10 protein-coding genes and 2 pseudogenes are annotated in these 13,966 nt (G+C 72.1%); 6 read left to right on the forward strand and 6 right to left on the reverse strand.

Annotation, left to right across the window (positions count from 1 at the left end; genetic code table 11):
• Positions 1-189: 189 nt before the first annotated feature.
• The 3 genes and pseudogenes from AB0I18_RS44195 to AB0I18_RS44205 form a co-directional block, all read left to right on the forward strand.
• A pseudogene (locus AB0I18_RS44195) lies at positions 190-546 on the forward strand (response regulator transcription factor); the annotation flags it as partial.
• A 672-nt stretch (positions 547-1,218) separates the two neighbouring features.
• Positions 1,219-1,497, forward strand: a pseudogene (locus tag AB0I18_RS44200) (winged helix-turn-helix domain-containing protein); the annotation flags it as partial.
• A gap of 173 nt (positions 1,498-1,670) precedes the next feature.
• Positions 1,671-3,167 carry a HAMP domain-containing sensor histidine kinase gene (locus tag AB0I18_RS44205; RefSeq protein ID WP_363111445.1) on the forward strand — a complete coding sequence of 499 codons (1,497 nt, stop codon included), beginning with the start codon at positions 1,671-1,673 and terminating at the stop codon, positions 3,165-3,167.
• A 75-nt stretch (positions 3,168-3,242) separates the two neighbouring features.
• On the opposite strand, the gene AB0I18_RS44210 is transcribed toward AB0I18_RS44205, so the two are convergent.
• The 6 genes from AB0I18_RS44210 to AB0I18_RS44235 all read right to left on the reverse strand — a co-directional run bounded on the left by AB0I18_RS44210 (position 3,243) and on the right by AB0I18_RS44235 (position 10,523).
• A complete protein-coding gene (locus tag AB0I18_RS44210) occupies positions 3,243-4,010 on the reverse strand; it encodes a glucose 1-dehydrogenase (RefSeq protein ID WP_363111446.1) in 768 nt (255 codons plus the stop codon).
• Positions 4,011-4,055: 45 nt separating this feature from the next.
• Positions 4,056-5,435, reverse strand: coding sequence for an MFS transporter (locus tag AB0I18_RS44215; protein ID WP_363111447.1), 1,380 nt, complete (start codon positions 5,433-5,435; stop codon positions 4,056-4,058).
• 136 nt (positions 5,436-5,571) lie between these two features.
• Positions 5,572-6,156, reverse strand: a complete 585-nt coding sequence (locus AB0I18_RS44220; protein WP_363111448.1) for a TetR/AcrR family transcriptional regulator — start codon at positions 6,154-6,156, stop codon at positions 5,572-5,574.
• An 88-nt stretch (positions 6,157-6,244) separates the two neighbouring features.
• The gene (gene nirD, locus AB0I18_RS44225; protein WP_363111449.1) at positions 6,245-6,595 is read right to left on the reverse strand and encodes a nitrite reductase small subunit NirD; all 351 of its coding nucleotides are present in this window, start codon (positions 6,593-6,595) and stop codon (positions 6,245-6,247) included.
• On the reverse strand, positions 6,592-9,198 hold the full coding sequence (gene nirB / locus AB0I18_RS44230; protein WP_363111450.1) for a nitrite reductase large subunit NirB: 2,607 nt from the start codon (positions 9,196-9,198) through the stop codon (positions 6,592-6,594). Before nirB ends, nirD begins: the two co-directional genes overlap by 4 nt.
• A complete protein-coding gene (locus AB0I18_RS44235; protein ID WP_363111451.1) occupies positions 9,198-10,523 on the reverse strand; it encodes an FAD-dependent oxidoreductase in 1,326 nt (441 codons plus the stop codon). Before AB0I18_RS44235 ends, nirB begins: the two co-directional genes overlap by 1 nt.
• A 370-nt stretch (positions 10,524-10,893) precedes the next feature.
• Here AB0I18_RS44235 and AB0I18_RS44240 point away from each other — a divergent pair, with 370 nt between their 5' ends.
• From AB0I18_RS44240 to AB0I18_RS44250, 3 genes are all read left to right on the forward strand, one after another.
• Positions 10,894-12,174 carry a sensor domain-containing protein gene (locus AB0I18_RS44240; protein WP_363111452.1) on the forward strand — a complete coding sequence of 427 codons (1,281 nt, stop codon included), beginning with the start codon at positions 10,894-10,896 and terminating at the stop codon, positions 12,172-12,174.
• Between the two features lie 56 nt (positions 12,175-12,230).
• On the forward strand, positions 12,231-12,881 hold the full coding sequence (locus tag AB0I18_RS44245) for a response regulator transcription factor (RefSeq protein WP_363111453.1): 651 nt from the start codon (positions 12,231-12,233) through the stop codon (positions 12,879-12,881).
• Between the two features lie 100 nt (positions 12,882-12,981).
• The gene (locus tag AB0I18_RS44250) at positions 12,982-13,764 is read left to right on the forward strand and encodes a TSUP family transporter (protein ID WP_363111454.1); all 783 of its coding nucleotides are present in this window, start codon (positions 12,982-12,984) and stop codon (positions 13,762-13,764) included.
• The last annotated feature ends 202 nt before the right edge of the window (positions 13,765-13,966 follow it).

A 13,966-nucleotide genomic window follows, 5' to 3' on the forward strand; every position in this document is an offset into this window, starting at 1 on the left:
GAATGGACCATATTTCGTCCGGTCGCCCTGAGGTGCCGTCAACCGGCCATCCCGGGGCGGTTTTTGAGCGACTGCTCACATTGCCCCGGATTCGCGCGACGTGTCATGGACGGCTCTTGTAGCGTGTCAACTCCACGGCACGGAATTCGTGCTGTCCGGAGTCATGCTCATCATTGGGAGACAGGACGTATGGGCGTACGAGTGCTGCTCATCGAGGACGACGAGACGATCGCCGAACCGCTCGCCGAGGGCCTCGGGCACTTCGGGCTGACGGTCGACCGCGTCTCCACCGGGACCGACGGACTGAGAGGGCCGTACGGCGATGTCGTCCTGCTCGACCTGGGACTGCCCGACATGGACGGCATCGACGTCTGCCGCGGCATCCGGCAGGTCTCCGACGTCCCCATCATCATCCTCAGCGCCCGGGGCGAGGAGGCCGACCGCGTCCTGGGCCTCGAACTCGGCGCCGACGACTACCTGGCGAAACCCTTCAGCCTGCGCGAGCTGGTGGCCCGCGTGCGTGCGGTGACGCGGCGTACGCAGCAGGGGCGGGGTGCGCAACAGGGGTTCACGCAACAGGGGTTGGCGGGGCCGGAGTTCGCGGGGACGCCCGAACCCGGGCCGTCCGGAGCCGGGCCGTCCGGAGCTGGGCCGCTCGGCGCCGGACCGTTCGGGCCAAGGGCACGCGGTGCCGGTCGGCTCGACGCCGGGCCGCTTGCTGCCGGGCCGCGCGTCACCATGCCGTTCGATGCCGTGACGCGTGCTGTCGGGACGCCCGGGGAGGGAGCGCCGGGCGCCGGGGCGGGTGCCGCCGGAACGCTCGGCGTGGGGGTGTACGACTCGGGATCTCCGGGCGCGGCGCCGTCCGGCTCGCGACCTCGTGCCGCGGGGCCGGGGTCGGGGCGGGGGCCAGGGCCACGGCCGGGAGAAGCGGAGCCGTTCGCAGGGGAGTCGTTCGGCGGCGAGTCCTTCGGTGGTGAGTCGTTCGCGGGGGGACCGACCGTCGTGTCGCCCATGCCGCCTTCGTACGAACCCTCGGTGTCCTCCGTACGCTCCGTGCCCGCCGAGCCCACCCGCGCACCCTCCGCGTACGAACGCCCCGACGTGACCCGGCACTTCGAGTCCCCGGGCTCCTTCGAAGCCGGTCCTCCCTACGAAGCGAACCGCCCTGTCGAGCCTGAGCCGGCCGCCGAACCCGCCGCCGACTCCATAGCCGGCCCCGGCCCCCTCGTGGTCGACCGGCGCACCCGGCAGGTCTGGGTGGGGGACTCACCCGTCTCGCTGACCCCCAAGGAGTTCGAACTGCTCGCGCTGCTGACGGAAGACCCCGGCGCGGTCTACTCACGGCAGCAGATCCTCGACCGGGTGTGGGATCCGCACTACCAGGGCCCGACCAAGACGCTGGACGTCCATGTCGCCACGCTGCGGCGGAAGTTGGGGAACTCCGCGTGGATCCAGACACTGCGCGGCGTCGGCTTCAGGCTGGCCGTGCAGAGCCGGCCACCTTCGGCGGGCGGGCCGGGCGGCCCATACGGTGAGCGGCCGGGCGGCTCGTACGGTGAGCAGCCGAGTGGGGCGTACGGGTCGTACGGGGACCGCCCGAGCAGACCGTTCGAGGACGACCTGCCGAGCGGAGGGTATGCGGCCTCCGAGCGGCCGGCGGCCTTCCGATGACCCGTCGCCTCCTGCTCAGTTACCTCAGTCTCGCCGTCCTGCTGCTGCTCTGCCTGGAGATCCCGCTGGGCTTCGTCTACTCGCGGGGTGAGCGGGAGCGGGTCACCAACGTGGCGATGGACGAGGCGGAGTCGGTCGCCGCGTACGCCTCGCTGTCCATGTCGATGCGGCGTGCCGAGCGGGATCTGCCCAGCCGGGTGGCCCGGTGCGCCGAGCGGATCGGCGGCAAGGTGGTGATCGTGGGCCCGGCCGGCGGGCTGGTCGCCGGTTCGCACCCGCTGTCGGCGGCGGAGACGCGGGGGCTGGCCACCCGCCCGGGGATCGCCGCCGCCCTCCGGGGAACCGCCACACAGGACGTCCGCACCTCCACCATCGGCGGCGTCCAGTACCTGTCCGTCGCGGCGCCGATCTCGCGGGGCACACTCAAACAGGGCGCGGTGTGGATCACGCTGCCCACCCAGACCGTGCAGGACCGGGTCCACCACGTCTGGACGCTGCTCGCGCTCGGCGGCCTCGCCGCGCTCACCGCGGTCGCCGTCATCGGCTTCGCCATCGCCCGCTGGACCGGCCGCCCCATCCGCGAACTGGAGCGCGCCACCCACGAGTTGGCCGACGGCGGCCCCGCCACGCCGGTGGCGATCACGAAGGGGCCACCGGAGGTGCGCAGCCTCGCGGCCACCTTCAACCGCACCGCCGCCCGCCTCGAACACCTCCTCGCCTCCCAGCGCGCCTTCGCGGGCGAGGCCTCGCACCAGCTCAAGACCCCGCTGGCCGCGCTGCGGCTGCGCCTGGAGAACCTGGAGTCGGACATCGCCCTGCACGCGCGCGGCAGTCTCACCGCGGCGATGACCGAGACCGACCGGCTCGCCAGGATGGTCGAGGGACTGCTGGCGATGGCCCGGCTCGACGAGAGCGCCGCCGTGCGCGAGCCGGTCGACCTGGACCAGGTCTGCGCCGAACGGCACCACGCCTGGACCCCGCTGTTCGAGCAGCACGGAGTACGGCTCGTACTGCTCGGCGACCACGAGGGACCCGTACCGGTACCCGTATCCGTACTGGCCGTGCCCGGCGCGCTGGAGCAGATCCTGGACAACCTGCTCTCCAACGCCCTGCGGGTGGCGCCGCTCGGCTCCGCCGTCGCCATCGACGTACGGCGTCCGATGACCCATGAACGCCGCTTCCACCACCGCCCGGCGGGCCCGGCCCGCGTCGAACTCCACGTCACGGACGAGGGCCCCGGCATGACCGAGGAACAGCGCCGCCGCGCCTTCGACCGCTTCTGGCGCGCCCCCGACGCCCCCAAGGGCGGTACGGGACTCGGCCTGGCCCTCGTCCAGCGCCTGACCCACGCGAGCGGCGGCGAGATCATCCTGCGCCCGGCCGCCCGCGGCGGCCTCGACGCGGTGGTCCGGCTGCCGCCCGCGAGAGGAAGAGACGGTGGCACGGTGACGGCCCGCCGGCCACTGGGGGTCACCGCTCAACGAGTGCCGTGAGACGACTGTGACGAGCGTCAGGATTCCCGGAGCCCGGGGTCTCCTCGTGCCCGCCACAGCCTGACCGCGGACCGGCTACAGCGATGCGCCGCCGTCTATCAGCAGGTCGGTGCCGACGACGGACGCGGCGGCGTCGGAGGCCAGGTACAGGACGGCCTCGGCCACCTCCTCGGTCGACGAGACGCGGCCCAGCGGCGACTCCTCCTTCATCCGCGTGACACGCTCTTCCTCGGTCTCACCGGGCTGCAGCGACATGGTGGTCGCCGAGGCGCCGGGGCTCACGGAGTTGATACGGACGCCGTCGGCGATGTGGTCGAGGGCGGCGCCGGCGCTGAGCGCGGACACGGCGGCCTTGGTCGCGGCGTACGCGGTGGTGTTGGGCACCTGCTTGTGCGCGCCCAGGTTGGACGAGACGTTGACGACGGCACCGCCGCCCGGCTGGGTCCGCATCTGCCGGACCTCGGCCTGCAGGCCGAGCAGGACACCGGTGACGTTGATGTCCAGCAGGTCCCGCCACTCCTCCTCGGAGAGCTCGGCGACGGGCTGCCCGCCACGGAAGACGCCCGCGTTGTTCACGGCGACGTCGAGGGAGCCGAACCGGTCGACGGTCGTCCGGACGAGTGCCGCCATGTCCGTGGCCCGCGCCACGTCGGCGACCTGGGCGACCGCCGTGCCGCCGGCCCGTTCGGCGAGAGCGACGGTCTCGTCGAGTGTCGCCCGGGTGCGGCCCGCCACGACGACGGAGGCCCCTTCGGCGGCGAACGCGAGCGCGATGGCTCGCCCGATCCCGGATCCGCCCCCGGTGACGAGGACGGAACGGCCGGTGAAACGACTGCGGGTCATGTGTGACTCCCTTTGTTGGATGGGGCGTTGTGGTGGTCGTGGTGGTCAGGGGCGCGCGTGGCGCAGGGTCAGGGCGGCGGTGCCGAAAAGGGCCGCGGTCGCCGCGAGACTCGCCGCGTCGCTTCCGACGGAGAGCACCAGGGCGAAGACGACGGTCGGCCCGGTCTCCATCGCCATGTTGTGCACGCCGCCCGCGAGACCCGTCCGTTCGGCGGGCACCCGGTCGGTGGCCAGCACGGCGGCGCCCGCGAACGAGGCGGCGGCCCCGGCGGGCAGCAGGACGAAGCCCGGGAGGACTCCGTACGCGTACGGGACACCGGAGTCGAGCCCGAAGAGCGCGAGGAGGGCGAGGCCCGCGGCGCCCGTGGCCAGCCCACCACCGGTGACGACGGCCGGGCCGTACCGCCCGATGAGCCGCCCGACCACCCGGCCCGACGCGATGAGCGCGACGGCGAACGGCACGAAAGCGGCGGACGTCCGGAGCGCCGACCAGCCGCGTTCGTCCTGCAGGTGGAGCGAGAACAGGACGAAGACGGTCGCGGTGCCGGCAGCGGTCAGCGCGGTGGCGGCGAGCCCGAGCGCGCGCCGCCCGTCGAGGAGGAAGCGCGGCGGCAGCAGCGGATCCGGAGCTCGCTGCTCGACCCGGACGAAGACGGCCAGCAGTACGGCCCCGGCGGCCACCGGCCCAAGCACCCGGCCCGACGCCCAGGGCCACGCGTCGGTGAGGACGAGCCCGTAACTGACGGAGATCAGGCCGACCGTGGCCAGCAGGGCGCCGGGGAGGTCGAGGCGTGGGCGGGCGGGGCGTTCGACCGGCTCGTACCCGATGTGTACGGGCGGCTTTCCGGGCGCCGCGGGCAGCAGGCGGGGCGCCAGCGCGAGTGCCGCCACCGTCACCGCGAGCGGTACGGCGAAAGCCCAACGCCAGGACAGGAGCGCCGAGATGACGCCGGAGAGCAGGTTGCCCGCGGTGGCGCCGAGGACCGAGAGACCGCCCCAGGTGGCCATCACCCCGCCGTACGCGGCGGGGGAGGGGAACACCGTCCGCAGCACCGCCATCGCGGCCGGGGCGATCAGGGCGGCGCCCGCGCCCTGTGCGAAGCGGGCCGCGAGCAGTGCGTCGTATCCGGGGGCGAGTGGGGCGGCGGCTGACGCGAGGCCGAACAGCAGGAGGCCCATGGTGAGCGTTCGGCGTCCGCCGTGCCGGTCGGCTAGCCGACCGCCGAGTAGGAGCAGGCCGGCGAATGTCAGGCCGTATGCGGCGCTGAGCAGGATCAACTCCTCGCGCCGCAGGTCGAATTCGTCTCCGATCCGTGGCAACGGAACCGCTATCGCGGCCAGCGTGAAGATCAGGGTGACCTGTACGGCACCGAGCAACGCGAACGCTCCGCGGGTGGAGCGGTGTAACGGGGCCGTTGTCGTCATGGAGGCTTCCCTTATTTGACCGATCGGTTCAATATGGGGGCAGGGGGTGATGGTTTGTGGGTGATCTGCGGGTTGTTGGGGGCTGGGCGCGCAGTTCCCCGCGCCCCTTACGGGGCGCGTGGCTGGGCCGGGGTGATCAGTCCAGCAGGGTGAGTGCCTGCTCGGCCGCATCACGCACTCGCGCAGGGTCCGTCGACGCCTTGCCGACCACTCGCAATCCCTGCATCAGTACCAGCAGCATGCGGGCCAGCCCGCGGGGATCGCGATCTCCGGGGAGCTCGCCCTGTGCCTGGGCGCGTACGAGTGCGGAGTGCATCAGGGTCTCGATGTGTTCCCAGCTGTGCTCGACCCGGCGGGCGGCGGCCGTGTCGTGTGGTCCCAGCTCGGCCGCGGTGTTGGTGACGAAACAGCCGGTGGTGCGAGTGGCCTCGTCGGCGGCCTCCGCCGCGAATCTCCGCACCACCGCGCGCACGGCGGGCAGTGCGGAACCCGGCTGGGACAGCTCGTGCAGTACCGGCGGATCGTGCGATTCGCCGTACCGGTCCAGCGCCTTCAGGTACAGGTCGTGCTTGTTGCCGAAGGTCGCGTAGATGCTGGCGCGGCCGATGCCGAGATGCTCTACGAGATCCGCCATCGACGTCGCCTCGTAGCCGCGCCGCCAGAACAGCTCAAGAGCCGACTGCAGCGCGGCGTCCGGATCGAACTCCTTGGTCCTGGCCACGTCCCGCAGCCTAGGCTCATTTGGAACGATCGGTCAAGTAATGGCTTTGTGCGGTCGTACGGTAGGTCCGGTGGGTCCGGTGGGAGCTTTACTGCGCCCGCACCTCGTACGTCGTCACGCTCACCGTCTCGTCGTCCAGGCACTGGCCCTTCTCCAGGTCGAAGCGCTGCTTCAGGAGCGGTGAGGCGACGAACGGGCGGCCCTGGTGGGTGCCGATCAGGCCCCGGGAGAGGACGGCGGCACCGGAGAACGGGTCGCGGTTGTCGATCGCGTACATCCGGCCCGCGCGGTCCATGAAGAGCGCGACCTGGCGGCCGTCCGGGAGCAGTGCGGCCACGCCGCGGCCGGGAGTCAGTACGGACAGGTCGCAGACCGTGAACCAGCTGTCGTCCAGGTGGAGTTGGACCTTCAGGGCGGTGGTCTCGGGGGCGAGCGTCATCGCTGGGCGCTTCCTTCCAGGGGACGAGTGCCGATGGTCAGCAGCGGCAGGTCGGGCTTGATCTGGTCGCGCTCGGGGACGAAGCCGACGACCGGGTCGGGGGTGTCGGGCGCGTTCACGAAGGAGACGAAGCGGGCCAGCTTCTCGGGGTCGTTGATGGTGGTCGCCCACTCGTCGGCGTAGTGCGCCACGTGCGCGGTCATCAGGGACTCCAGCTCCTCGCAGATGCCGAGGGAGTCCTCCACGACGACGTCGCGGACGTGGTCAAGGCCGCCGGGGATCCGCTCCAGCCAGGTCGACGTGCGCTCCAGGCGGTCGGCGGTGCGGATGTAGAACATCAGGAACCGGTCGATCAGCCTGATCAGTTCGGCGTCGTCGAGATCCTGCGCGAGCAGGTCGGCGTGGCGCGGGGTGGCGCCGCCGTTGCCGCCGACGTACAGGTTCCAGCCGCCCGCGGTGGCGATGATGCCGAAGTCCTTCGACTGGGCCTCCGCGCACTCGCGGGCGCACCCGGAGACGGCCGACTTGAGCTTGTGCGGGGAGCGGAGTCCTCGGTAGCGCAGCTCCAGGTCGATCGCCATGCGGACCGAGTCCTGGACGCCGTAGCGGCACCAGGTCTGGCCGACGCAGGACTTCACCGTACGCAGGGACTTGCCGTAGGCGTGGCCCGACTCGAAGCCGGCGTCCACCAACCGGGTCCAGATCAGCGGGAGTTGCTCGACGCGGGCGCCGAACATGTCGATCCGCTGACCGCCGGTGATCTTCGTGTAGAGGCCGAAGTCGCGGGCGATCTCGCCGATGACGATCAGGCCCTCCGGGGTGATCTCACCGCCGGGGATGCGGGGGACGACCGAGTACGAGCCGTTCTTCTGCAGGTTGGCGAGGAAGTGGTCGTTGGTGTCCTGCAGCGCGGCCTGCTCGCCCTCCAGGACGTAGACGTCGGCGCCGATCGTCGGGGCGAGGGAGGCGATGATCGAGCCGACCGCCGGCTTGCAGATCTCGCAGCCGTCGCCGCCCTTGGCGTTGTCACGGCCGTAGCGGTCCAGCAGGTCCTGGTAGGTGTTGATGCGCAGGGCGAGGACGATCTCGTACAGCTCCTCGCGGGTCTGCGAGAAGCAGCCGCACAGGCCCTTGTCGACCTCGACGCCGTTGGCCTCCAGCTCGGCGGTGACCAGCTGGCCGAGGACCTTGACGCAACTGCCGCAGGTCGTGCCGGCCTTGGTGCACTTCTTCACCTCGGGCACGGTGGTGCAGTTGTGCTCGGTGACCGCGCCGCGGATCGTGCCCTTGCGGACGTTGTTGCAGGAGCAGATGATCGCGTCGTCCGGCAGCGCGGACGGGCCGAGCTGGGCCGGACCGCCGGCACCGGCCGGCAGCACCAGCGACTCGGGCGCGATCGGCGGGACCGAACCGGTCAGGGCGCGCAGCGTGCCGTACGCCTCCGCGTCGCCGACCAGGATGCCGCCGAGCAGCGTGCCGTCGCGGCCGATGACCAGCTTCTTGTACAGGCCCGAGCGGGAGTCCGAGTAGACGACGTCGAGGCAGTCCTCGGTGGCGCCGTGCGCGTCGCCGAAGGACGCCACGTCCACGCCGAGCAGCTTCAGCTTGGTGGAGAGGTCGGCGCCGGTGAACTGCGCCTCGTCCAGGGCGATCGTCGCGGCGGCGGTCTCGGCCTGCTCGTAACCGGGGGCGACCAGGCCGTACACCCGGCCGTCGGAGGCCAGCGCGCACTCGCCGATCGCGAAGACGTGCGGGTCGGCGACCGTGCGGCACTGCTCGTCGACCGTGATGCCGCCGCGCTCGCCGACCGTCAGACCGCAGTCGCGGGCCAGTTGGTCGCGGGGGCGGACACCGGCGGAGAACACCACCAGTTCGGTGGCGAGTTCGGAGCCGTCGGACAGCTTCATGCCGGTGACCGCGCCGGACTCGTCGACCACGATCTCCTGCGTGCCGACACCGGTGTGGACGGACAGGCCCATGTCCGCGATGGTGCGCAGCAGCGCGGCGCCGCCGCCCTCGTCGACCTGGACGGGCATCAGACGCGGCGCGAACTCCACGATGTGGGAGGTGAGTCCGAGGCCCTGCAGCGCGCCCGCGGCCTCCAGGCCGAGCAGACCGCCGCCGACCACGGCACCGGTCGTGCGGGTCTTCGCGTACTCCTCGATGGCGAGGAGGTCGTCGATGGTGCGGTAGACGAAGCAGCCCTCGGCGTCCTTGTTCGGGACCGGCGGCACGAAGGGGTACGAGCCGGTGGCGAGGACGAGGGTCTCGTACTCGAAGACCTGTCCTGAGCGGGCGGTCACCGTCTTCGCCTCGCGGTCGACCGTCTCCGCCGGGTCGCCGACGTACAGTTCGATCCCGTGCGTCTCGATGAACTCCATGTCGGTCATCGACAGGTCCTCGGGCGTCTTGCCCGAGAAGTACGAGGTGAGCGCCACCCGGTCGTACGCGGGGCGGGACTCCTCACACAGCACGACCACGCGGTGCGTGGCGGCCAGGCCGCGCTCGGCCAGCGCTTCGAGGAAGCGCTGGCCGACCATGCCGTGGCCGACGAGCACGATCGTGGGGCGGGGGCGGTCCCCAACAATTGCGGTCGTGGTCATCAGGAGCCTCCATCGTTGGTAAGCAGGTGGAGCAGTGGTGCGCCGTCCGTGGGGAGCGGCTCTGCTCCCTCCCAGGCGCGGGCGAGCGCACCGACAGTGCCGAGTTCGCCGACGAGGACCCCGCCGACCAGGCGGTCGTCGCGGACGACGACCTTGCGGTAGGTGCCGCGGGTGGCGTCGGCGAGCTGGATGACGTCGTCGCCGGGCAGGGGCGTGTGCTCCCCGAAGGCGGCGAGGTCGAGCGGGCTGCCGGAGGCGAGGGTCAGCCGGGTGAGGGCGCGGGTGCCGGTGTAGCCGGTGGTCACCTCGCCCGACGCGGACCCGGAACCGGACCCGGAGTCGGACTCGGACCCCTGCTCCGATCCCGATGCCGTTCCCGATCCGGTTCCCGCGCCAGATGCCGTTCCCGTTCCCGTGCCCGCGAGCAACTCGGCCAGGACATCGGCCTGTTCGAGGGCGGGGGCGGCGAGACCGTAGACGGTGCCGTCGTGCTGGGCGCAGTCGCCGATCGCCCGGATGTGCGGGTCGGAGGTGCGCAGTTCGTCGTCCACGATGATGCCCTTGTGCACGGCGAGCCCCGCGTCCTGGGCGAGGCCGACCCGCGGGTGCACCCCGCAGGCCAGCACCACCAGGTCGGCGTCGAGGGCGTATCCGTCGGCCATCTCGACCGAGCGGACCGCGCCGCCGACGCAGCGCACGTCACGTACCCGGCACTCGGTGTGCACCTCGACGCCCAGGTCCTTGAGGTGCCGGAGCACCAGGCCGGAGGCCGACGGGTCGAGCTGCCGTTCCATCAGCCGCTCGCCCTGCTGGGCCAGCACCACCTGCGCGCCGCGCGCGGCGAGCGCGCGGGCGGCCGAAACACCGAGGAGACCGCCGCCGATGACGACGGCCCGGGTGCCCTGCCGTACGGCTTTGGAAAGGCCCAGGCAGTCGTCCATCGTGCGGAAGGCGTGGACCCCTTCGGGCAGTTCGTGCCGGTCCGGGCTGAACAGGCCGCGCAGGGGCGGAAGGACCGGGTTCGAGCCGGTGGCCAGGACCAGCGTGTCGTATGCGATCACCGAGCCGTCCGCGCAGCGCAGCAGGCGTTCGGCACGGTCGATGCCCGTCACCCGGGCACGGGTCAGCCGCTCGGGCGTCGGGAGCGCGATCACGTCGGGTGCGTAGCGCCCGGCCAGGACCTCGGCGAGCAGGACCCGGTTGTACGGGCTGTGCTCCTCCTCGCCGATGAGCACGGCGTCCACGCCGAGCTCTCCGAGCCGCCGGGCGAGCCGTACGCCCGCGAGCCCGGCGCCGATCACCACCACACGCGTATTCGAGGTCATGACCGCAGCGTGCGTTGCCGGTGTTACCCGGCCGCATCACGACTGTTTCCCGCGGGGAACGCTGCCCTCAGCGGAGCGGCGGCGGGGATGTGAGGGTTTTCGGCGGGCGGAACGGGGGCGGCGTGAGGTGGGGCCACCCGAACCACGGCAGTGCAGGTGGCCGTACCTCCGGCCGCCGTGCGGGCACGATCGATCACGGGACCGGACCGCGGAACCCTTGAGGTGCCCTGACCTTGAGCCGCCCTGACCTTGGACCGCCCTGACCTTGGACCGCCCTGACCTTGGACCGCCCGACCTTGGACCGCCCGACCTTGAGCCACCCCGGCCCTGGCCGCCCCGACCTTGAGCGCCCCGACCTTAGGTTGAAGCCATGCGCCCCAGCCGCACCCCGTTGACCGCCGCCTTCACCCCGCGGGCACTCGCCGCCCTGCTCTACGCGGTGATCGCGTTCCCGCTCGCCCTCGTGGGGTGCGTGCTCATCCTGGTGGGCCTGCTCGTCGGCGGGGCCCTGTCCGTCACCACGCTGGGCCTGTGGATGCTCGCGCTGACCGTACGGGGCGCCCTCGCACTCGGCGCGCTCCAGCGGGCCCTCGCGCGCCGGCTGCTGGGCCTGGACATCGAGGAGCCGCCCACGCCCTCGGCGCAAGGCGTGCTCGGCCGACGGCGGGCGCTGCTCCTCGGCCGGGCCGGGTGGCGGGCGGTCGGCCACGCGCTGGCCGCCCCCGTCACGGCCGCACTCGGGTACGTGGTGGTCCTGGGCGCGTACGTCTACGGCGTCCTGTTCACCCTGCACCCGCTGCTCAAGCGGTGGAACTACACGACCGTGCGGGACGGCGACTCCGTACGGCACGTGACGCTCGAAGTCCTCGGCGTCCAACTCGACTCCTGGCCGAGGTGGCTGATCCCGGTCGCCGCGGGACTCGTACTCCTGGCCGCGGCGCCCCGGCTGCTGCGGTACGCCCTCGGCCCGCACCGGTCCCTGCTCGTCGCCCTGCTCGGCCCGGACGCCGCCGACCGCCGTATCCGCGCCCTGGAGGAGACCCGCGCCCAGGCCGTGGACGACGCGGCGGCCACCCTGCGCCGCATCGAACGGGACCTGCACGACGGCACACAGGCCCGGCTGGTCGGCCTCGCGATGCACCTCACCATGATCCGGGAGCTGATCGGCGCGGAGGCCGACCGGGACCGGCTCCTCGCCGTCGTCGACACCGCCCGGGGCAACGCCAAGCAGGCCATCACCGACCTGCGCCACCTCGTCAAGGGCATCCACCCGCCCGTACTCGACCAGGGCCTGGACACGGCCCTCGGCACGCTCGCCGCCGACAGCGCCCTGCCGGTCGAGGTCGTCACGGACATCCGGGCCCGCCCCACGCCCGCCGTCGAGTCCATCGCCTACTTCTGCGCCGCCGAACTCCTCGCCAACGCCGCCAAGCACAGCGGCGCCCCGCACGCCACGGTCACCGTGACCGCCCGCGACGGGCTGCTGCGGCTCACCGTCCGCGACGACGGACGCGGCGGCGCGGCGATCGGCGCGGGCTCGGGGCTCACCGGCCTGCTGGCCCGGGTACGGACCGTCGACGGCACGCTCACCTGCGACAGCCCGGCGGGAGGCCCTACGGTGGTCACAGTCGAGCTGCCGCACGGTCCGTGAGGGGCGAGGGCACATGTCATGAAGGCACATGTCATGAGGGGCAGGGACAGGGGCACATGCGCGTCGTCATCGCCGAGGACTCCGCCCTGCTGCGGGACGGGCTGGCCGAGCTGCTCCAGCTCCGGGACGTGGAGGTCGCCGCGGCCGTCGGGGACGCCGACGCGCTGCTGACCGCCGTGGCCGAGCACCGCCCCGACGTCGCCGTCGTCGACATCAGGCTGCCGCCGACCCAGACGGACGAGGGCCTGCGGGCGGCCGTACGGCTGCGCACGGAGCACCCCGGCACGGGGGTGCTGATCTTCTCCCAGTACGTCGAGACGAAGTACGCCGCGCAGCTCCTGGGCACCAACCCGGGCGGCGTCGGCTACCTCCTCAAGGAACGCGTCGTCGACATCGGCGAGTTCGTGGACGCGCTGGCCAGGGTCGCCGCGGGCGGCACGGCCCTCGACCCCGAGGTCGTCTCCCAGCTCTTCGGCGCGAGCCGCCGCACCACCGCCCTCGACGTCCTCACGCCCCGCGAACGCGAGGTGCTCGCGCTGATGGCCGAAGGCCGTACGAACCACGCGATCGCCGTGTCCATCACCGTCTCGGAGCGGGCCGTCGAGAAGCACATCGCCAACATCTTCACGAAACTCGACCTGCCGCCTTCCGACACGGGAAACCGGCGGGTGCTGGCGGTCCTGCGGTACCTGGAGGCCGCGGGCTGAACAGCTGGAACAGCCGTTTCGAACAGCCCAACCTCAGAAGACCCTCAAGCTTCCCCTGATCGATGGACGGCACATCTACCTCGTCCATAAGGTCGCGATCATGCCTGACATATCGCTGACCACGGTCGTCGCCCTCTGTGTCGCCGCTCTCGCGGCCGGCTGGATCGACGCCGTGGTGGGCGGCGGCGGGCTCCTGCTGCTTCCGGTGCTGCTGCTCGGGCTGCCGAATTCGGGTTCGGTGGCCCAGTACGCGCTCGGCACCAACAAGGCCGTGGCGATCGTCGGGACGACGGGCGCGGCGGTGACCTATGCGCGCAAGGCGCCCGTGGACGTCGGCACGGCCGTACGGATCGGTCTCGCGGCGCTAGCCGGCTCCACGGGCGGAGCCTTCGTCGCCGCCGGGATGAGCACCGAGGTACTCAAGCCGGTGGTCATGATCGTGCTGCTCGGCGTCGGAACCTTCGTGATCCTGCGGCCCGCCTTCGGTACGGCGCCCTCGACCGCGCCCGTCTCACCGCGCCGCGTCCTCGCCGCGATCGGCCTCGCGGGCCTCGGCATCGGCTTCTACGACGGGCTCATCGGCCCCGGCACGGGCACGTTCCTCGTGCTCGCCCTCACCGCGCTCCTCCACCTCGACCTGGTGACCGCCTCCGCCACCGCGAAGATCGTCAACTGCTGCACCAACGCGGGCGCGCTCGCGACGTTCGCCTGGAAGGGCACGGTGTTCTGGCAGCTGGCCGCGCTGATGGCCGTCTTCAACCTCGTCGGCGGCATGGTCGGCGCGCACACCGCGCTCAAGAAGGGCAGCGGGTTCGTGCGGGTCGTGCTGCTGACGGTGGTGTTCGCGCTGGTGGCGAAGATGGCGTACGACTTCTGGCTCTGAGGGCCTGGCTTCGAGGGCCCTGGTTCTACGGACCTTGTAGGTGGACGCTGTCCTGGATCAAGACGCTCGTCGGGCGCCGGTTCCGCAAGAGTTTCACCCTCGCCGGCATCTGGTGCTGTGATCGGATATGTTCGCCGGGTCGGGAGCGGCGGGGTATCGGACAAGCGGTTCGAGGGATCGGGCAGCGTGTTCACGGCGCGTG

Source organism: Streptomyces sp. NPDC050704, assembly GCF_040654355.1.
In the GTDB taxonomy this organism is placed as follows: Bacteria; Actinomycetota; Actinomycetes; order Streptomycetales; family Streptomycetaceae; genus Streptomyces.

Excerpts from the sequence above, each read along its gene's own strand:
- AB0I18_RS44215 (WP_363111447.1), bottom strand. The coding sequence starts at position 5,435 with ATGACGACAACGGCCCCGTTACACCGCTCCACCCGCGGAGCGTTCGCG.
- AB0I18_RS44250 (WP_363111454.1), top strand. The coding sequence starts at position 12,982 with ATGCCTGACATATCGCTGACCACGGTCGTCGCCCTCTGTGTCGCCGCT.
- nirD (WP_363111449.1), bottom strand. The coding sequence starts at position 6,595 with ATGACGCTCGCCCCCGAGACCACCGCCCTGAAGGTCCAACTCCACCTG.
- AB0I18_RS44245 (WP_363111453.1), top strand. The coding sequence starts at position 12,231 with ATGCGCGTCGTCATCGCCGAGGACTCCGCCCTGCTGCGGGACGGGCTG.
- AB0I18_RS44210 (WP_363111446.1), bottom strand. The coding sequence starts at position 4,010 with ATGACCCGCAGTCGTTTCACCGGCCGTTCCGTCCTCGTCACCGGGGGC.
- nirB (WP_363111450.1), bottom strand. The coding sequence starts at position 9,198 with ATGACCACGACCGCAATTGTTGGGGACCGCCCCCGCCCCACGATCGTG.
- AB0I18_RS44205 (WP_363111445.1), top strand. The coding sequence starts at position 1,671 with ATGACCCGTCGCCTCCTGCTCAGTTACCTCAGTCTCGCCGTCCTGCTG.
- AB0I18_RS44235 (WP_363111451.1), bottom strand. The coding sequence starts at position 10,523 with ATGACCTCGAATACGCGTGTGGTGGTGATCGGCGCCGGGCTCGCGGGC.
- AB0I18_RS44240 (WP_363111452.1), top strand. The coding sequence starts at position 10,894 with ATGCGCCCCAGCCGCACCCCGTTGACCGCCGCCTTCACCCCGCGGGCA.